This window comes from Polymorphospora rubra (genome assembly GCF_018324255.1).
Taxonomy (GTDB): Bacteria; Actinomycetota; Actinomycetes; order Mycobacteriales; family Micromonosporaceae; genus Polymorphospora; species Polymorphospora rubra.
Window position 1 is genome coordinate 6,324,401 of sequence record NZ_AP023359.1, and the last position, 19,106, is coordinate 6,343,506.

A 19,106-nucleotide genomic window follows, 5' to 3' on the forward strand; every position below is an offset into this window, starting at 1 on the left:
AGGGATCATGTTCCGTGCCTGCCGCCACCCGCCGCCCGCCGGCCAGACGCTCCTCCGCCCGCCGATCCGGCCGGCGCTTCCGGAGGCGGCCGTGGGTCGCGGGCGCGGTTGCCCTCGTCGTCGTCGCCGTAGCCGCGCTCGGGTGGCACCTCACCCGCCCCGACGCCGCCGGGGCGGGCAGCCGGCCGCCGCAGGGCGCGCTCGGTGCCGGTACCCGGATGGGCCCCGTCGAACTGCGCACCGCCGACCTCGACCCGCTGCACAGGTTCTACACCGAGGGCGTCGGGCTCGGCGTGGTCAGCCGGGACGACCGGGAGGTGACCCTCGGCGCCGACGGCACTCCGCTGCTGCGTCTCGTCGTCGCGGACGCGCCCGCCGACGATGCCGCGCAGGCCGGCCTCTACCACTCGGCGTTCCTGTTCCCGGACGAGGCGGCCCTCGCCCAGGCCCTCCTGCGTACCGCCCGGGTGGCGCCCACCGCCTTCCAGGGCGCCTCCGACCACCGCGTCAGCCAGGCGTTCTACTTCGCCGACCCGGACGGCAACGGCGTCGAACTGTACGTCGACCGGCCCCGCGACGAGTGGCGCTGGGAGAACGGGCTCGTCGTCATGGGCAGTGCGGCCATCGACCCGAACGCCTTCGTCGCGCAGCACCGTGGCGGGGCCGCCGCCGGACCGGACGCGGGCGCCGTGACGATGGGGCATGTCCACCTGCGCGGCGGCGACCTGCGGCGGGCCGAGACCTTCTACGCCGACACCCTCGGCTTCGCCGTCACCGCCCGCAGCGACGGCGCGCTGTTCCTCGCCGCCGACGGATACCACCACCACCTGGCGGTCAACACGTGGTCGTCGGCCGGGGCCGGCGCCCGGCCCGACTCGCTCGGGCTCGGGTCGGTCGCCGTCCACGTCGCCGGCACCGCCGAACTCGACGCGCTCGAGCGGCGGCTGACCGGCGCCGGGGTCGCGTACGAACGCGGTGCCGCGTCCGTCGTCGTACACGATCCGTGGGGCACCCGGGTGACGGTCGGCGTGGCCGGTTGACGGGTGGGGTGGCCCGGCCGCCGTGGGAAGCGGCCGGGCCACCGGGCGGGTGCCGCTCGCCCTTTCACAGCACCCTGCAAAGCGATCGCATCCCTACCGCCGGGGGATGCCGCCGGCCGTGATCACGTCCCGGTACCAGTGGGCGCTGTCCTTCAGGGTCCGTACCTGGGTGTCGTAGTCGACATGGACGATGCCGAACCGCTTGCTGTAGCCGTACGCCCATTCGAAGTTGTCGAGCAGCGACCAGACGAAGTAGCCGCGCAGGTCGACGCCGGCGGCGATCGCCTCGTGCGCGGCGGCCAGGTGCGCGCGTACGTAGTCGATGCGGTGCGGGTCGGCGACCCGGCCGTCGGGGCCGACCTCGTCGGGGAACGCGGCGCCGTTCTCGGTGACGTACACCGGCAGTTCGCCGTAGTCGCGCCGGAACCGCAGCAGCAGGTCGCGCAGCCCGGTCGGGTCGATCGACCAGCCCATGCCGGTGGTCGGCCCGGGGGTGGGGTGGAACGCGATGTCCTCGCCGGTCGGGTACGGCGTGCCGGTGTCGACCTGTCCGGCGGGGGCGGCGCCGACCAGGTCGGGCTGGTAGTAGTTGACGCCCAGCGCGTCGATCGGCGCGCCGATGACGGCGAGGTCGCCGTCGCGGACGTACGACCAGTCGGTGATGGTGGCGGTGTCGGCCTGGATGTCGGCGGGATAGCCGCGCCGGAAGATCGGGTCGAGGAAGAGCCGGTTGAGCAGGCCGTCGATCCGGCGCGCGGCGTCGTGGTCGGCGGGCGTGTCGGTGACCGGCCGTACGGCGCCGGCGTTGAGCGCGACCGAGACGTGGGAGCGGGGTGCGGCGGCCCGCAGGGCCTGGACGGCCCGGCCGTGCGCGAGCAGCAGGTGGTGTGCGGCGGTCAGCGCCTGCCGGTGGCCGCGCCGACCGGGCGCGTGGCCACCGGAGCCGTAGCCGAGGAACGCCGAGCACCAGGGCTCGTTGAGGGTGTTCCACATCGACACCCGGTCGCCGAGCCGGCCGGCGACGGCCGCGGCGTAGTCGGCGAACCGGCCGGCGGTGTCGCGGGCGGTCCAGCCGCCGGCGTCCTCGAGCTCCTGCGGCAGATCCCAGTGGTAGAGGGTGGCGACCGGGCGGATGCCGGCGGCGAGCAGGGCGTCGACCAGGCGTTCGTAGAAGTCGAGGCCGGCGGGGTTGATCCCGCCGCCGGCCGCGCGGACGCGGGGCCAGGCGACCGAGAACCGGTACGCGCCCAGCCCGATCCGGGTCATCAGGCCGATGTCGTCGAGGTAGCGGTGGTAGTGGTCGGCGGCGCGTTCTCCCGTGTCGCCGCGGTCGGTGCGGCCGGGGGTGGCGGCGAACGTGTCCCAGATGGACGGGGTACGGCCGTCCTCGGCCACCGCGCCCTCGACCTGGTAGGCGGCGGTCGCCGCACCCCACCAGAACCCGGGCGGGAACCGCAGCTCGGCGTCCTGTGCCGAGGTCTGGGCCGCCGGTACCGCCAGCGTGCTCATCCGATCACCATTCCCGTCCGACAGTGGTGACTGGAGAGCGCTCTCCAGCTGTGATACCAGGTTGCCGGGGCGCCGGAGTGCTGTCAAGGAAGTGCGCGTGGCCGATGTGGCGTTCCGGTGGCGTACTGCCGGCTTTGCGTGTTAGGTCCGGCGAAGGCATCGACTCTCTTGACATGGTTGAAAAGTGGGCGTAACACTTCGGGCAACGATGGAGAGCGCTCTCCGTATTGAGGTCGTCGCCTCCCTGACCCGCGTCGTCGCACAGGCAGGAGTACCCCCGTGAAACCGGCATCCCCGCACCCGTCCCGGCCGCGCCAGGCCCGGTCACCGTCACCGTCCTTGCCGCCGCTGTGGCGGGCCCTGATCCCGCTCGTCGCCTTCGCCGTCGCCGCCGTGTACGTACTCGTCGCACCACCGCGCGCCAGTGCCGCGGATTCGTTGTTGTCGTTGGGTCGTCCGGCGTTGGCGTCGTCGGTGCAGGGTGCTGATCTGTCGGCGGCTAATGCGTTTGATGGTGATGTGGGTTCGCGGTGGGGTTCGGCGTGGGCTGATCCGCAGTGGATTCGGGTGGATCTGGGTGGTGTGGCGTCGGTGTCGCGGGTGGTGTTGCGGTGGGAGGGTGCGTTTGCGCGGTCGTTCCAGGTGCAGACGTCGAACGACGGCAGCGCCTGGACGTCGATCTACTCGACGACGACGGGTGCCGGTGGTGTGCAGACTCTCGATGTCACCGGCGCCGGGCGTTACGTGCGGATGTACGGCACGGTGCGGTCGTCGGGTTACGGGTATTCGTTGTACGAGTTCGAGGTGTACGGGACGCTCGGCGGTCCACAGCCGACGCCGACGCCGACTCCGGGTGCGTGTGGGACCACGAACGCTGCGCAGGGGCGTCCGGCCACGGCGTCGTCGGTGGAGGCCGGTGACACCCAGGCCGGCGCGGCGGTGGACGGCAATACCGGCACCCGCTGGTCGAGCCAGTACGCCGACCCGCAGTGGCTGCGCGTCGACCTGGGACAGACCCGCACCATCTGCCAGGTCGTGCTGTTGTGGGAGGGTGCGTACGGCCGCGCCTTCCAGATCCAGACCTCGAACGACGGCAACACCTGGACGAGCATCTACTCCACCACCACCGGCACCGGCGGCACCCAGCCCCTGAACGTGTCGGGCAGCGGCCGCTACATCCGGATGCACGGCACCGCCCGGGGTACCGGCTACGGCTATTCACTGTGGGAGTTCCGGGTCTTCACCGCCGGCGGCACCGGTCCCGGCCCCGACCCGACCGACCCGCCCGGCAACTGGCAGACCGTCTGGAACGACGACTTCACCGGCGCCGCCGGAACCTCGCCGTCGGCGGCCAACTGGCTGCTGCGCACCGGCACCCAGTATCCGGGCGGTGCCGCCAACTGGGGGACCGGCTCGGTCGAGACCGCGTCCGCGTCGACGAACAACGTCTACCTCGACGGTGGCGGCCGGCTCAACATCCGCGCCATCCGCGACGGCGCCGGCAACTGGACCTCCGGCCGGATCGAGACGCAACGCGCCGACTTCACCCCGCAGCGCGGCGAGATGCTGAAGTTCAGCGCCGTCGTGAAGCAGCCGGACGTCGCCAACCAACTCGGCTACTGGCCGGCGTTCCGGGCCACCGGAGCGGCGTTCCGGGGCAACTTCAACAACTGGCCGACGATCGGCGAGACCGACATCCTCAGTGGCGTCAACGGCCGCAACCAACTCTCCCAGACCCTGCACTGCGGCACCGCGCCCGGCGGGGTGTGCAACGAGTACGACGGCCGCACCAGCGGCCTGGCCACCTGCTCCGGCTGCCAGACCGGATACCGCGAGTACAGCCAGGTGATCGACCGGACCAAGACCGACGAGGAGATCCGCTTCTACCTCGACGGCCGGCAGACCTGGGTGGTCCGGCAGAGCCAGGTCGGCGTCGCGGCCTGGCAGGCGGCCGTACACCACGGCTTCTACCTGCGGTTCGACCTGGCGATCGGCGGCCTCTACCCGAGCGGCGTCGCCGGGTTCACCGTGCCCACCCCGGAGACCACCTCCGGCGGCATCCTGAGCATCGACTCCGTCTCGGTCGCCCGTGCCACCGGCACCACCGCGCCGGCGATGACCGACCCGCCGGTGCCGGCCGGACCGAGCGTCGTACGGGTCACCGGCAGCCAGGGCAACTGGCAGCTCCAGGTCAACGGCGCCCCGTACGAGGTGAAGGGGCTGACCTGGGGGCCGCCGCAGAACGCCGGCGACGGCTACATGCGTGACCTGGCGAACATGGGCGTCAACACGATCCGCACCTGGGGCGTCGACGACACGCAGACCCCGGGGCTGCTCGACACCGCCGCCCGGCACGGCATCAAGGTCATCGTCGGGCACTGGCTCAACCAGGGTGCCGACTACGTCAACGACACCGCGTACAAGACCGCCGTCAAGGCCGAGATCGTGGCCCGGGTCAACGCGCTCAAGGGCCGCCAGGGCGTGCTGATGTGGGACGTCGGCAACGAGGTCATCCTGACCATGCAGGACCACGGGCTGTCGGCGGCCGAGGTCGAGGCGCGCCGGGTCGCGTACGCCCAGTTCGTCAACGAGGTGACGCTGGCCATCCAGGCGGCCGACCCGAACCACCCGGTCACCTCCACCGACGCCTACACCCACGCGTGGACGTACTACAAGGCGCACTCGCCGGCCCTGAACCTGCTGGCGGTCAACTCGTACGGGGCGATCGGGACCGTGCGGCCGGACTGGATCGCCGGCGGCTACACCAAGCCGTACATCGTGACCGAGGCCGGGCCGGACGGCGAGTGGGAGGTGCCGAACGACGTCAACGGCGTGCCGACCGAGCCGACCGACCTGCAGAAGCGGGACATGTACACGGCGAGCTGGAACGCGGTGAAGGCGCACCCCGGCGTGGCGCTCGGCGCCACCGAGTTCCACTACGGGCTGGAGAACGACTTCGGTGGCGTCTGGCTCAACGTGACCACCGGCGGCTGGCGGCGGCACGGCTACCACTCGCTCAAGCGGGCCTACAGTGGACAGACGTCGGTGAACACCCCGCCGGAGATCACGAGCATGACCGTCGGGTCGCAGACCGCCGTACCGGCCGGGGGAGAGTTCACCGTCTCGGTCACCGCCACCGACCCGCAGGCCGACCTGATCCGCTACAACCTGATGTTCAGCGACAAGCACGTCACCGGCAACCGCGGCTTCTCCCACGTCACGTTCACCCAGACCGGTGACGGCCAGTTCCGGGTCCGCGCGCCCGAGCAGCTCGGCGTCTGGAAGGTCTACGTCTACGCGTACGACGGCCACGGCAACGTCGGCATCGAGCAGCGGTCGTTCCGGGTGGTGCCGCCGACCCCACCGGGCACCAACGTGGCCCGGGGCCGGCCGGTCACCGCGTCGTCGTACCAGCCGACCGGAACGAACGGCCCGCAACTGCCGGCGTACGCGGTCGACGGCGACCACAACACCCGGTGGGCCAGCGAGTGGGTGGCGACCGCGTGGTTGCAGGTCGACCTCGGCGCGGTCACCAGCTTCAACCACGTGCAGCTGGCGTGGGAGGGCGCGTACGCGAGGGCGTACCAGGTCCAGACGTCGAACGACGGCAGCACCTGGACCACCGTCTACAGCACGACGTCCGGCAACGGAGGGTTCGACAGCCTGAACGTGACCGGCTCCGGGCGGTACGTCCGGGTCAACGGCACCGAACGTGCCACCACGTACGGCTATTCGCTGTGGGAGTTCGGCGTCTACCGCTGAGGTCCCCGTCGCCGGCCCGCCCGCGTATCCGGGTGGGCCGGCGACGTGTCATGACGGAGGAGAGCGCTCTCCTTACCGCATGCTATAAATGCCGCCATGAGCAGTGGGGGGACGAGCAACGCCACGCCCGGACAACGGCTACCCACCCTCGAGGACGTCGCCGCGGTCGCCGGCGTCTCCCGGGCCACCGTCTCCCGCGTCATCAACGGCATCCGCAACGTCGACCCGCAACTGCACGAGGTCGTCTGGAACGCCGTCGCCCAGACCGGATACGTCCCCAACCGGGCCGCCCGGTCCCTGGTCACCCGGCGCACCGGCACCGTCGCGCTGGTCGTCTCCGACTCCGAGACCCACGACGACGACCCGTTCATGAGCCGGTTCTTCGCCGACCCCTACTTCGGCCGGGTCGTCGGCGGCCTGATGAGCGTGCTCCGTCCGAAGGGGATCCAGCTCGCCCTGTTGATGGTCGGCACCCCCGACGCCCACGCCCGGCTCGTCGGCGACCTGCGGCAGGGCCAGCTCGACGGCGCGGTCCTGCTGTCGATGTACGCCGAGGACACCCTGCCGCACCTGCTCGCCGAGGCCCGCGTCGCCGCCGTCATGGTCGGCCGGCCGGCCCGGCCGATGCCGCTCAGCTACGTCGACCTCGCCAACGACGCCGGCGGCGCGCTCGCCGCCAACCACCTCGTCGACCGCGGCTGCCAGCGCATCGGCATGATCTCCGGCCCGGTCGACGTGCCCGCCAGCCACGACCGCAGCACCGGTTTCCGGCAGGCCCTCGCCCGGCACGGTCACGCCTACATCCCGTCGGTCGCCGGCAACTTCACCCACGACAGCGGCGAGCGGGCCATGCGCCGGCTGCTCGCCGAGAACCCCGGCCTGGACGGTGTGTTCGTCGCCAACGACCTGATGGCCTCCGGGGCGGTCGCCGCGCTGCGCGAGGCCGACCGGCGGGTGCCCGACGACATCGCCGTGGTCGGCTTCGACGACAGCAGCGCCGCGCCGGCCGCCCGGCCGCCGCTGACCACCATCCGGCATCCGCTGGAGGACATGGCCGCACAGGGCGCCCGCCTCCTGCTGGCCCGCGTCGACGACCCCGACCAGCGGGTCACCTCGGTCATCTTCGAGCCGACCCTGGTCGTACGCGGCTCCGCCTAGGCTGTTCACCGGCCCGCCGGTAGCATCCGGACATGCGGGCGGAGAGCGGGCGGCCGGCCCGGTGGGTGGTCTGGCGGCAGGACGACAACGGCAACCGCTACGAGGTCGCCCGCCGGGAGTCACGCGCCGAGGCCGACGAGTTGGCCGCCACGATGGAGGCCCGGGGGCACAAGCAGACGTACTGGGTGGCGCCGGTCGGCGGATAGCCGGAGCCCAGGGGCGCCGGTCAGCGGCGGCCGGCGATGGCCCCGTCGAGCGTGCGCAGGGTCAGCCGCAGCACCTCGTACCGCGTCAGGTTGCCCTGCGTCGTGAAGCTCCACGCGGTGTAGAGGTGCGCCCACAGGATGCTTTCCAGCCAGTACGCCGGCAGGCCGGGATCGATCGATCCGTCGTGGTGGCCCCGCCGTACGGCGGCCTCGAACGCCGGGGTGGACAGGCCGGCCGGCTCGGACCCGCCCGCGGCCGGACCGGCCTCGTCCGGCCCGAAACAGGACGCGTCGGCCGTCGCCTGCTGTTCACCGAACATCAGCGAGAGCAGGTCGCCGAGTTCGAAGTACTCCTGGCAGAGGCGGAGCAGCGCCTCGGCGCCGGTGCCCTCGTCGAGCCGGGCCCGGGTGATCGCCTGTTCGAGCCGGAGGTCGCCCTCGACGTCGATCGCCGCCAACAGTTCGGCGCGGTCGGCGAAGTAGCGGTGCAACGTCGTCCGGCCCACGCCGGCGGCGGTGGCGATCTCGCCGAGGGGCGCCGCACGGTTCTGTGCCAGCAACCCGATCGCGGCGTCGATGATCGCCTGCCGGGTGCGGGCACGGGTGGCGGACTGCTGCGGGTCACTCACGTGATCAGGGTATCAGTGTGCCTCTCTGGTAATCGACTTGACCGAAGTGGAACAGTTGTGTTCCGCTGGGCGGGTGACTGCTTCCGCGCCGCCCGTACCGGGTCCCACCACGCCACCAACCGCGAACGGCCGGTTTCCCCGGCTGCGGCTGCTGACCTCGTTCATCGCCCCGCACTGGCGGGTGCTGCTGCTCGGCCTGGTGCTCGGCATGATCGCCAACGCCGCCGGCCTGGCCACCCCGATGGTCACCAAGTGGGTCCTCGACTCCCTCGGTGCCTCCGCGTCGATGACCGGCCCGATCAGCGTGCTGCTGGTCCTCGTCGTGGTCGGCGCCGCCATCTCGCTGTGGCAGTGGATCCTGCTCGGCACCCTGGCCGAACGGGTCGTGCTCGACGCCCGCACCTCGATCGTCCGGCGCTACCTCGCCGCCCGGATCGGTGCCCTCACCCGGCGCCCGACCGGCGAACTCGTCACCCGGGTCACCTCCGACACCGGGCTGCTGCACCAGGCGTCCAGCAGCATCGTCGGCCTGGTCAACGGCGCGCTGGCCCTGGTCGGCACCCTCGTCCTGATGGGCGTGCTCGACCTGGTCCTGCTCGGCTGCACCATCGCCGCCGTCATCGTCGTCGGCATCATCATGGCCACCCTCATGCCCTCGATCGCCAAGGCCCAGGAACAGGCACAGGAGTCGGTGGGCCAACTCGGCGGCGCGCTCGAGGGTGCCCTGCGCGCCATCCGGACGGTCAAGGCCAGCCGCGCCGAAACCCGCCAGGGCGACAAGATCATCGTCACCGCCCGGGACTCCGCCGCCCACGCCGTGCGCGCCGCCCGGCGTACGGCCCAGGTCTGGACCATCGCCTGGACCGGCATCCAACTGTCGATCATCGTGATCCTCGGCATCGGCGCCTGGCGCGCCCAACTCGGCCTGCTGGAGATCTCCAGCCTGATCGCGTTCCTCCTCTACGCCTTCCAGCTGATGGGCCCGATCACCGAACTGACCCAGAACGTCACCGCACTCCAGGCCGGCATCGCCGCCGCCGCCCGCATCCGCGAGATCGAGGCACTCGAACTCGAACACCGCGAACCCGTCCGGCCCACCGGCCCCGCCGCCGACCGGCCCGCCGCGACCGACGGGCCCGTGCTCGCCTTCGAAGGCGTCTCCGCCCGGTACGGCCCCGACAGCCCCCAGGTCGTCCGCGACGTCACGCTCGAGGTACCGCGACGCGGCCACATCGCCATCGTCGGCCCGTCCGGTGCCGGCAAGACCACCCTGTTCTCCCTCCTGCTGCGCTTCCTCGAACCGGAGCACGGCGAACTGCGGCTCAACGGCCGGCCGTACGCCAGCTACACCAACGACGAGATCCGGGCCCGACTGGCGTACGTCGAACAGGAAACCCCCGTCCTGCCCGGCACGATCCGCGACAACCTGCTGTTCACCCACCCCGACGCCACCGACGAGGAACTACGTTCCGTACTGGCAGCGGTGCAGCTCGACGAAAAGGTCGCCTCCCTCGAGGACGGTCTCGACACCGACCTGACCGCCAGCCAGGTCTCCGGCGGCCAGCGGCAACGCATCGCGCTGGCCCGCGCCATCCTGCGTACCCCGGACGTGCTCCTGCTCGACGAGGCGACCGCGCAGGTCGACGGCCTGACCGAGGCCGCGCTGCACCGCTGCATCCAACAGCGGGCCGCCACCGGCGCCGTCGTCACCATCGCCCACCGGCTGTCCACCGTGCTCGACGCCGACCGGATCGCGGTGATGGAGGACGGCCGGATCCGCGCCCAGGGCACCCACGCCGAGCTGTACGCCACCGACGACCTGTACCGCCAGCTGATCGAGGCCCTGCGGATCGCCGCCGACGGCGGCAAGTCACCGGTGCACGTCCTCGACGCGGGCATCACGCCAGCCGGCGAGCCGGCCATCCGCCCCGACCCCGCACTGGCGTAGTTAGCTGGCCTGCGTTAGCTGGCCTCGCCTTCGGCTCGGCTGGCTCGCTCCGCTTCGCGCTGAGTTGGCTGAGTTTGCTGGCCTCGCCTTCGGCTCGGCTGGCTCGCTCCGCTTCGCGCCGCCCTATGCACCGTCTTCGCCCTGCGGGCCGCGACCGCTTCGCGGCGCGGTCCTCGGGCTCCAGACGGTGCGGCGGCGCTCGGTCGACTCGCGCCGTGGGTCGCGGTCAACCCGGTCCGCCGGTTGCTTCGCAGGTCGGGTTCGGTCGGTGGTCGTCACGGCCGACGGGCGGCCGGACGCTTCGGAAGTCCTTTGCGGGCGGCGGTCAGGAGTGCCTGACGCCGGGGGCGGGGTCCGGTCTTGCCGGAGTGCCGTTGGTGGTCCTTCGTTGATCTGGGCGGGAGAGACCCTACCCACGCTCGATAAGGTCTCTCCCGCCCAGATCAACGCGTCACCGTGCACCCTGCCCCCGGGGCACGCGAGACATTGGGCGCATATCGCCCCGGTGGCGGGGCGCTGGATGAAGATTCCGGTGACGAACTGAGCGTGGGAGGGGTTATCCGGCGTCCGGATAACCCCTCCCACGCTCAGTTCGTGCAGCCCGGTCCGGGGCGCGCGCAGGGCGGGGCGGGCCCAAAACCCGACAACGGTCCACCGTCACGGCCCCGCCGCTGCAGGCTCGGACAGCCCCTTGCCCGCACCCCCGTCCCAACCCGGCACGGATCGGCGAACCAATCGGCGGACCGCCCTTGCCCGCACCCCCGTCCCAGCCCGGCACGGATCGGCGAACCAATCGGCGGACCGCGGTTGACCGCGACTCACGTCGCGAGTCGACCGAGCGCCGCCGCACCGTCTGGAGCCCGAGGACATGCGGCGAAGCCGTCATGCCCGCAGGGCGAAGACGGTGCATGGGGCGGCGCGAAGCGGAGCGAGCCAGCCGAGCCGAAGGCGAGGCCAGCCAACTCAGCGAGGACCAACGACGCAGCGCCGAGCGGGCCGGCCCCGCCGGAGGCGGGGCCGGCCCGCCCAACCAAATCAGCTCGGCAACACCCAGCGTTGGTTGGCGCCGGCGAAGCAGTCCCAGATCTGCAGGCGGGTGCCGTCGGCGGAGCTGTTGTCACGGGCGTCCAGGCACCTGTTGGACTGCGGGTTGCGCAGGGTGCCGTTCGACTGCGCCTGCCAGACCTGGGCGCCGGTGCCGTTGCAGTCCCAGAGTTGGACGAGTGCGCCGTTGGCGGTGGAGCCGCTGGCGACGTCGGCGCACTTGCCCAGCGCCCGCAGGGTGCCGTCGGTGCCGACGGTCCAGGTCTGGGCGTTGGTGCCGTTGCAGGTCCAGAGCTGGACGGCGGTGCCGTTGGCGGTGCCGGCGGAGGCGACGTCGACGCACTTGCCGGCGATGCCGGTGATCCGGCCGGTCCGGCCGCCGGGTGGCGGGGTGCCGCCCATGACGGTGTCGTAGATGGCGCTGACCAGGGACGTTGCGTTGTTGGTGTCCTGGGAGAGTTCCCAGTTCATCATGCCGCCGGCGTTGGCCAGGGCCCACTGGGTCTTGCGCCGGACGGTCGGCAGGCCGTTGTAGCACTGCTGGGTGCCGCCCACGGTGGTGCAGTCGCGGTTGGCGTTGGCCGGGTCCATCGCGACCAGGTTGGCGTACGTGTAGTAGCCGGGGCGGCTGTAGAACGGTACGCCGAGGACGGCCTTGCCCGCCGGCAGGCCGCGGGACTTCCAGAAGTTGACGCTGTTGATCGACCAGTCGTAGTTGGCGTGCGGGCTGCCGCCGTCGTACGCCATGATGTTGAGCCAGTCGACGTAGCCGAAGACGGCGGGCTGGACGCCGCCCGCGGTGTTGCCCTCGGAGACGACGGCGGCGGTCAGGAGTTTGCCCTGCGGGCGCAGCGCGTTGCTGAGCTGCTGCATGAGCAGGGTGAAGTTGTTGGCGGAGGTGCCGGGGTCGGGGTATTCCCAGTCCATGTCGACGCCGTCGAGGCCGTACTGGTTGACGAAGCCGACGACGCTGTTGACGAAGGTGGTGCGGGTACCGGCGCTGCTGGCGAGGGCTTCGAAGGCGGAGTCGTCGCCGTCGTTCCAGCCGCCGATCGCGATCGACACCTTGACGTTGTTGGCGCGGCCGAGGGACACCAGTTGCGACAGCTTCGACGGGTTCTCCACCGGCCGCAGGGTGCCGTTGGCGTTGGGCAGGACGAACGCGTAGTTGATGTGGGTGAGTTTGCCGTACTGCACGCTGTTGACGTTGCCGGCCCAGGACGGCATGTAGCCGACGCTCTTGAAACCGTTGGGGAGGACGACGGCTTCGGCGGGGGCGGCCGGGGCGAGCGCGGTGAGCGCGCCGGTGGCGGCCGTCACCAGCGCCACCGCGCCGGCCAGGAGTCGGGTACGGGACGGGCGCGGCCGGTGGGCGGCGCTGTCTGGGTGCGTGGATCCGGACATCGGCGATCCCTTCAGAGAGGGGAGGAGGAGAACTGACTGGGCGTACGCCGATCGCCGCATCGGTCGTACTCGATATCTGGTGCCGCTGAAATATTAGGAAAGTTAACTATTGAAGTCAATGCGTGCCGCATGCGAAGGGGCGCCGGCCATTCGGCCGGCGCCCCTTCGGGGAGTGTTCGTCAGCTCTTCGCGGCGAGGGTCGCCGCGCTGCGGAAGACCGGCAGGTAGCCGCCCGACTGTCCGTTGGCGGTCGGGTGGTACGAGACGCCGATGTCGGCGAAGTTGACCGCGTGCAGCCACTTGTCGCCGCTGCACAGCTGGTGGCCGATGAACGGCGGCCGTACGTCGCCGAAGGTGAATCCGTGCCGCGCGGCCGCCGCGGAGATGATGTCGTTGGCCAGGTTGATCCCCGAGTTGATCTTTGCGCGGGACTGCTCGCTCAGGCCGAGGCAGATCGGGGTGCCGAGCTGGTAGAAGGTCGGGTAGCCGAGCACCACCACGTCGGCGTTCGGGGCGCGGTTCTTGATTCCGTTGTAGACGTTGTCGAGCCAGCCCGGCAACGAGGTGCGGGCCAGGTTCTCCGCGTTGGTCACCGCGGCGAGGCAGGCGTTGGTGCCGGCCAGCGCGCAGGTCGTCATGATGTTGGCGAACCCGACGTCGTTGCCGCCGATGACCACGCTGACCAGGGTGGTGGTCGAGCTGAGCGCGGAGAGCTGGCTGTTGACCACGTCGCCGGTCTTCGCGCCGGAGCAGGCGACCGAGCGGTACGAGGCGGGGGCGTTCGCGTTGGCCCACAACTGCGGGAACGCGTTGAGGCTGCGCTTGCAGCCGCCGCTCTCGGCGGTGTAACTGCCGGCGCCGACGCCGGAGGCGTACGAGTCGCCGAGGGAGACGTAGTGCTCGCCGGCGGCGGCCTGGGCGGGGGCTCCCAGTCCGAGTGCGACGACGGCGCCGGCCACCAGGCCGGCGAGCAGTGTGGCGGTGCGGGTACGGGCCATGTGTTTCTCCAGGTCTGGTGGGGGACGGCGATGGTTATTTCATAGCATTTGACCGATGAATTAGGAAGCATCCCATTTGGGATATTCCATTGAGATCAGTCCCAGCGGTCCTCGTTGAGGAACCGCGCCACGCCGCGCCAGGAGTTCGGTCCCATCACCCCGTCGATCGGTCCGGTGTAGCCGTACCGCGACGCCAGGCGCTGGAGCGCCGCCCAGGTGTTGACCCCCGGTACGCCGTCGATCGGTCCGGTGTAGCCGTAGTGGTCACGCAGTTCGCGCTGCATGGCGGCGTACGTGTTGACGCCAGGCACGCCGTCGATCGGTCCGGTGTAGCCGGCCTCGATGCGCAGCCAGTTCTGCGCCCGCTTCCAGAAGATTGTGCCGGGGATGCCGTCCTGGGCGGTGGACGTCTTCGGCAGCCCGCCGCCCCCACCCAGCCCGGCGAGATAGTCCAGCGGGTTGATCCGCTGGCCACTCGGGTTGATCATGTGCCAGTGCACGTGCGGTCCGGTCGAGGACCCCGAGCCGGGCGCGCCGGCGGCGCCGCCGGACCGGCCGACGATCGCGCCCGCGCCCACCACCGCGCCGTTGCCCAGGACGAAGGCCGACAGGTGCATGTACTGGCTGCGGTAGCCGTTGGGGTGGTGGATCGTGACGGTGTGCCCGCCGGTGCCGTTGTTCGGGATGTTCTGGATCGACCCGCCACCGCAGGCCGGCAGATTTGTGCCGACCGGCATCGGGTAGTCGATGCCGCCCAGCGACCCGCGGTTGAGATGCGCCTGCCAGCCGTCGGAGATGGGCCGGCCGGCGAACGGGTTGTAGAAGTTCGAGGCGTACGCCGGGGGTGCGACGGCCAGGCTGCCGCCGACGACGGCGATGCCCGCCGCCGTTCCTCGGAAGAGGGTGCGTCGGCTGACCCCGGGGGTCGGTCCGGCCATGCTGCGCTCCTGTCGGTCGTGGCCTCCCCGTCACGGCCAAGCCGGGCTGTGTCAGCCCTTAACGAGCGCTAACCTTATCGATATGTACGAGTGTGGATCAACCCTTCGGTCATCGTCGGTCGGCTGAACATTCAGCGTCCGCCGACGGTTCAGGCCGGCGGGAGTACGCCCGCGGCGCGGGCCGACACCAGCCACTGCGGGAACTCGCCCATCAGCTGGTCGTAGAGCGTGTCGGCCGGGATCGACCGCGGCTCGGTGCCGGCGGCGAAGAAACCGGCGTTGTCGACGATCCGCCGGCCCGGCACCGGCAGGTCGTCGAGCCGGCGCAGGAATGTGAACTCGTCGTCGCCGAACCCGATGAACTGCCAGAAGATCGGCAGCCGTGCGGCGTCACACAGGGTACGGGTCGCGGCGCCGCGTGACGTCGGTGAGCCGTCGGTCTGGAAGACCACGAAGGCGGGTGCCCGGCTGCCCGACGCCTGGTAGTGCGCGATCACCGCCTCCATCGCGGCGGCGTAGTCGGTCCGGCCCATCGGGCCGAGGCCCGCCCGGATCCGCTCGACGGCGCCGGCGTGGTCGCGTACCGGCACCTCGGCCGGCCGGTGCGCCACGGTGTCGAAGAAGACGACCGGCACCGAGCCGTCGTCGTCGAAGTGGGCGGCCAGCGCGAGGACCTGCTCGGCGAGCCCCTGTACGGAGCCGTCGCGGAAGTAGGGCCGCATCGACCCCGAGTGGTCGATGACCAGGTAGACGGCGGCGCGCTGGCCGGTGAGGCGGTGCTTGTCCAGGCTGACCCGGGCGGTCTTGTAGAGGTCGACCAGTGCCGGGGCGGCCTCCTGGAACTTGTCGAGGCTGATCGCCGGTCCGCTCGCGGTCTTGTCGTCGTCGATCGGCATGCTGTCCTCCGGGGCGGCTGCGGTCCGCCCATCATGCGCGAAGATCGCCCGGGCCGGCGGGAAACGTTGGCCGACCCGTCGCCGGCGTGTCGGCCGGGTGGGGCGACGGACGGTTGTCCGTCCAATCTGGTCGATTGCTGATCGTGAATGTCTAAGGGTGCCCGTAGATTCGTCTGTCGTTAACAAGTAGGATCGCCGGCCAACAATGTTTACATCATGTCCTGTCAATGTGTATCTGTCTGGCATGAGACTCGTGAAATTGCATCGGAATCTGCGCTGAGCGCTTCCCCCGGCGGTTATCGGCTCGGTACCATCTGCGACGCCGAATGCTTGCCGCGAATGCGTCCGACCGGTCACCGCCCCAACCGGTATCCGCCGACCAACGCCCGCCCCGGGCGAGCTGTGGAGGTTTCGTCATGCCTGCTCGCATCGACTACACCGGAGGAAGTCGCCGACGGCGCCACCGGCCGACCGCGGGCCTCGGAGTCGACGGATGACCACCCTCCTCATCGGCCACGCCCCGCAGTTGCTGCGCGACCATCACCATCCGGCCCGGTCGGTGCTGCTGGTGGAGACACCGCAGACCATCGCCCGCCGGGGCCTCTACCGGGCCCCGGTCGACCACGCCGCCATCGAGGCGGTGGTGCCGGTACGCCGGCTGGAGACCGAGACCGTACTGTCCGCGCTCACCGCCTTCGCGCCCGACGCCGCCATCGACCGGGTGGTGCCCGGCACCGAGGCCGGCGTACTCGCCGCCGCCGGGGTCGCCCGGTTCCTCGACCTGCCCGGTGCCGGCGTGCGGGCCGCCACCGCGTTCCGTGACAAGATCGCGCTGCGTACGGTGGCCGCGGAGGCGGGCCTCCACCAGCCGGAGTGGGCCGAGGTCGCCGGCGCCGCGGATCTCGGCCCGGCGTGCGCCGAACTCGGCGGCGACCGGTTCGTCCTCAAGCCCGCCGCACTGGCGGGCGGAGCGGGCGTGGTGTTCCTCGACCCGGCGCGCGCGGCCGCCGCCTGGCAGGAGACGACGACCGCCGCGCCGCCCGGGACCGGCCGGCGGCGCGCCCGCTACCTGGTCGAGCAGCGGATGAGCGGCACCGAGGTCAGCGTCGAGTGCCTCGTCCACGACGGGGAGGTCGTCTTCGCCGCCGTCACCGACAGACACCGGCAGCCGGGCGGGGATCCGGCCGAGATCGGCCACCAGGTGCCCGGCCCACGCGGGTCGGTCGAGCGCGACCGGCTGACGGCCGCGATGCGGGCGCTGGTCGGGGCGACCGGGATGCGGTACGGCATCCTGCACGCCGCCTGGATCCTCACCGACGGTGGACCGGCCCTCCTCGGATGCGCCGCCCGCATCCCCGGCGACCGGATCATGGAACTGCTCGAACTCGCCTACCAGTGCCCGCTGACCGCCCACTACCTGGAGCTGATGGCGGGGAACCGCCCGACACTTCCGGCCGACGCCGTACGCGGCGCCGCGATCCGTTACCTCACCGCCGATCCGGGCACCGTACGCGAGGTGATCGGGGCCGCCGACGCCAGCGGCCTGGCCGGCGTACACGGCCTGGTCGTCGACGCCGCGTACGGCCGGCGGATCGTCCCGGCCCGGCCGGCCGGAAACCGCGTCGGGTACGTCGTCACCACCGGCCCCGGTGCCGACGACGCCTGGGACCTCGCCGGTCAGGCCGCCGGGCTGGTGAAGATCGCTGTACGGTGATCGACGGTCGGGGACCCCGGCCGGCGGCACCGCGACAGGAGCAGGAAGATGCCAACACACCGCACCACCACCGGAGTCGGGCGCCGGGCGGCGGGTGCACGGTGAGCGGTCCCGGCGTACTGGTCGACGGCGCGGCATCCGGCGCCGGCGGCGGCCATCCGCTGGACAACCCGGTGTGGTCGGCGCTGACCGGCCCGCACGCCCCGCTGGCCACTGCGCACGGTCGGGCGGCGGCGTATCCGCCCGAGATCTCGCCGTTCGTCGGACTCGTCGACGCCCGCGACCCCGCCGCCTGGGCCGACCTGGCGACCCTGCTCGCTCCCGGCGCGCGTGGCCTGCTGCCCAGCGTCGACGCGGTCGTACCGGCCGGCTGGGAGATCGCCCGTGAACTCGGCGTGCAGCTCGTCGACGTGAGCCTGGCCGCCACGGAGGAACCGGAGGCGGTGCCGCTCGGCGTCGACGACGTACCGGACATGCTGGACCTGGTCGCCCGGACCAAACCCGGCCCGTTCCTGGCCCGGACCGTCGAGACCGGCCGCTACCTCGGCATCCGGCGCGGTGGCCGGCTGGTGGCGATGGCCGGCGAACGGATGCGGCTGCCCGGCTGGACCGAGATCAGCGCCGTCTGCACCGACCCGGACCACCGTGGCGAGGGGCTGGCGACCCGGCTGGTGCGCGCCGTCGCGGCCGGCATCCGGTCCCGTGCCGAGGTGCCGTTCCTGCACGCCGCAGCCAACAACACCGGCGCGGTCCGGCTCTACGAGCACCTCGGCTTCCAGGTGCGGGGCACGATGACCTTCCACCTGGTGCGCCGGCCGGACGACGGTCCCGCACCGTCCGGCTGAGGCGGCCCGGCCTACGATTACGGGCGGTCGTGGCGGAGGGAGTGACGATGGACGTGATCCGGGTTTCGCGGACCGGTGACGCCGGGGTGCTGACCCCGCAGCGCCTCGACCCGCCCGAGCCGGGCCCGGGCGAGGTGCTCGTCCGGCTCGCCGCCGTCGGCGTCAACTACATCGAGGTCTACCACCGCACCGGGCTCTACCCGATGCCGCTCCCGTTCACGCCGGGCAGCGAGGGCGCCGGCACGGTCGTCGCGGTCGGTCCCGGCGTGACCACCCCCGCGGTCGGTGACCGGGTCGCCGGAGCCGACTTCGCCGGCGCCTACGCCGGGTCCGCGCTCGCCCCGGCCGACCGGGTCGTACCGGTCCCGGACGGTGTCGACGACGAGGTCGCCGCCGCCGCGCTGCTGCAGGGACTGACCGCCCACTACCTGGTCTTCGACGCCTACCCGGTCCGGCCCGGCGACATCGTGCTGGTGCACGCCGCCGCCGGTGGCGTCGGGCTGCTGCTCACCCAGCTCGCCACCGCGCTCGGCGGCCGGGTCGTCGCCACGGCGTCCACCGAGGACAAGCGCCGGCTGGCCGCCGACGCGGGCGCCGAGTGGACCGTCGGCTACGACGATTTCCCCGACCGGATCCGGGAACTGACCGGCGGCGCGGGCGTCCCGGCCGTCTACGACAGCGTCGGGCAGGCCACCTTCGACGCGAGCCTGGCCAGCCTGCGCCGGCGCGGCACGCTGGTCCTGTACGGCCAGTCCAGCGGCCCGGTGCCGCCGGTCAACCTGTCCCGCCTCGCCGCCGGCGGCTCGCTCTACGTCACCCGCCCGACGCTGGGCAGTTTCGTGGCGACCCGCGACGAACTCGTCACCCGGACCGACGACCTGTTCCGGCGGATCGCGGACGGGTCGCTGCGGATCACGATCGGCGGCCGCTACCCGTTGACCGAGGCGGCCCGCGCCCACACCGACCTCGAGTCCCGCCGGACCACCGGCAAGCTCCTGCTGATCCCGTAGCCGGG

The 19,106-nt window shown here is 71.9% G+C and carries 14 protein-coding genes; 8 read left to right on the forward strand and 6 right to left on the reverse strand.

The window, feature by feature from the left end; genetic code table 11:
• Positions 1-14 precede the first annotated feature (14 nt).
• A complete protein-coding gene (locus Prubr_RS28480) occupies positions 15-1,040 on the forward strand; it encodes a VOC family protein (protein ID WP_212817969.1) in 1,026 nt (341 codons plus the stop codon).
• 93 nt (positions 1,041-1,133) lie between these two features.
• Here Prubr_RS28480 and Prubr_RS28485 read toward each other — a convergent pair whose 3' ends face one another.
• Entirely contained in the window at positions 1,134-2,549 is a 1,416-nt protein-coding gene (locus Prubr_RS28485) for a GH1 family beta-glucosidase (protein ID WP_212817970.1), read from the reverse strand.
• Between the two features lie 339 nt (positions 2,550-2,888).
• Between Prubr_RS28485 and Prubr_RS28490 the strand changes: the two genes are divergently transcribed.
• The 3 genes from Prubr_RS28490 to Prubr_RS28500 all read left to right on the forward strand — a co-directional run bounded on the left by Prubr_RS28490 (position 2,889) and on the right by Prubr_RS28500 (position 7,675).
• Positions 2,889-6,311: a galactose-binding domain-containing protein gene (locus tag Prubr_RS28490; RefSeq protein WP_212817971.1), complete on the forward strand. Its 3,423-nt coding sequence runs from the start codon at positions 2,889-2,891 to the stop codon at positions 6,309-6,311.
• A gap of 96 nt (positions 6,312-6,407) precedes the next feature.
• Entirely contained in the window at positions 6,408-7,469 is a 1,062-nt protein-coding gene (locus tag Prubr_RS28495; protein ID WP_212817972.1) for a LacI family DNA-binding transcriptional regulator, read from the forward strand.
• A gap of 32 nt (positions 7,470-7,501) precedes the next feature.
• Positions 7,502-7,675 carry a hypothetical protein gene (locus tag Prubr_RS28500; protein WP_212817973.1) on the forward strand — a complete coding sequence of 58 codons (174 nt, stop codon included), beginning with the start codon at positions 7,502-7,504 and terminating at the stop codon, positions 7,673-7,675.
• 20 nt (positions 7,676-7,695) lie between these two features.
• On the opposite strand, the gene Prubr_RS28505 is transcribed toward Prubr_RS28500, so the two are convergent.
• Positions 7,696-8,304: a TetR/AcrR family transcriptional regulator gene (locus tag Prubr_RS28505; protein WP_212817974.1), complete on the reverse strand. Its 609-nt coding sequence runs from the start codon at positions 8,302-8,304 to the stop codon at positions 7,696-7,698.
• A 73-nt stretch (positions 8,305-8,377) separates the two neighbouring features.
• Here Prubr_RS28505 and Prubr_RS28510 point away from each other — a divergent pair, with 73 nt between their 5' ends.
• Positions 8,378-10,252, forward strand: coding sequence for an ABC transporter ATP-binding protein (locus Prubr_RS28510; RefSeq protein ID WP_246567764.1), 1,875 nt, complete (start codon positions 8,378-8,380; stop codon positions 10,250-10,252).
• A 1,035-nt stretch (positions 10,253-11,287) separates the two neighbouring features.
• Here the strand turns inward: Prubr_RS28510 and Prubr_RS28515 are convergent.
• From Prubr_RS28515 to Prubr_RS28530, 4 genes are all read right to left on the reverse strand, one after another.
• Entirely contained in the window at positions 11,288-12,700 is a 1,413-nt protein-coding gene (locus Prubr_RS28515) for a glycosyl hydrolase family 18 protein (RefSeq protein WP_212817975.1), read from the reverse strand.
• Positions 12,701-12,879: 179 nt separating this feature from the next.
• Positions 12,880-13,698 carry an SGNH/GDSL hydrolase family protein gene (locus tag Prubr_RS28520; RefSeq protein WP_212817976.1) on the reverse strand — a complete coding sequence of 273 codons (819 nt, stop codon included), beginning with the start codon at positions 13,696-13,698 and terminating at the stop codon, positions 12,880-12,882.
• A gap of 95 nt (positions 13,699-13,793) precedes the next feature.
• Positions 13,794-14,636 carry a peptidoglycan DD-metalloendopeptidase family protein gene (locus tag Prubr_RS28525; protein WP_212817977.1) on the reverse strand — a complete coding sequence of 281 codons (843 nt, stop codon included), beginning with the start codon at positions 14,634-14,636 and terminating at the stop codon, positions 13,794-13,796.
• 149 nt (positions 14,637-14,785) lie between these two features.
• Complete coding sequence (locus Prubr_RS28530) at positions 14,786-15,532, reverse strand: VWA domain-containing protein (RefSeq protein WP_212817978.1); 747 nt, start codon at positions 15,530-15,532, stop codon at positions 14,786-14,788.
• A 493-nt stretch (positions 15,533-16,025) separates the two neighbouring features.
• Between Prubr_RS28530 and Prubr_RS28535 the strand changes: the two genes are divergently transcribed.
• The 3 genes from Prubr_RS28535 to Prubr_RS28545 all read left to right on the forward strand — a co-directional run bounded on the left by Prubr_RS28535 (position 16,026) and on the right by Prubr_RS28545 (position 19,101).
• A complete protein-coding gene (locus Prubr_RS28535) occupies positions 16,026-17,246 on the forward strand; it encodes an ATP-grasp domain-containing protein (RefSeq protein ID WP_212817979.1) in 1,221 nt (406 codons plus the stop codon).
• A 101-nt stretch (positions 17,247-17,347) separates the two neighbouring features.
• Positions 17,348-18,091, forward strand: coding sequence for a GNAT family N-acetyltransferase (locus tag Prubr_RS28540; protein WP_246567766.1), 744 nt, complete (start codon positions 17,348-17,350; stop codon positions 18,089-18,091).
• Positions 18,092-18,138: 47 nt separating this feature from the next.
• Entirely contained in the window at positions 18,139-19,101 is a 963-nt protein-coding gene (locus tag Prubr_RS28545) for a quinone oxidoreductase family protein (RefSeq protein WP_212817980.1), read from the forward strand.
• Positions 19,102-19,106: the final 5 nt, after the last annotated feature.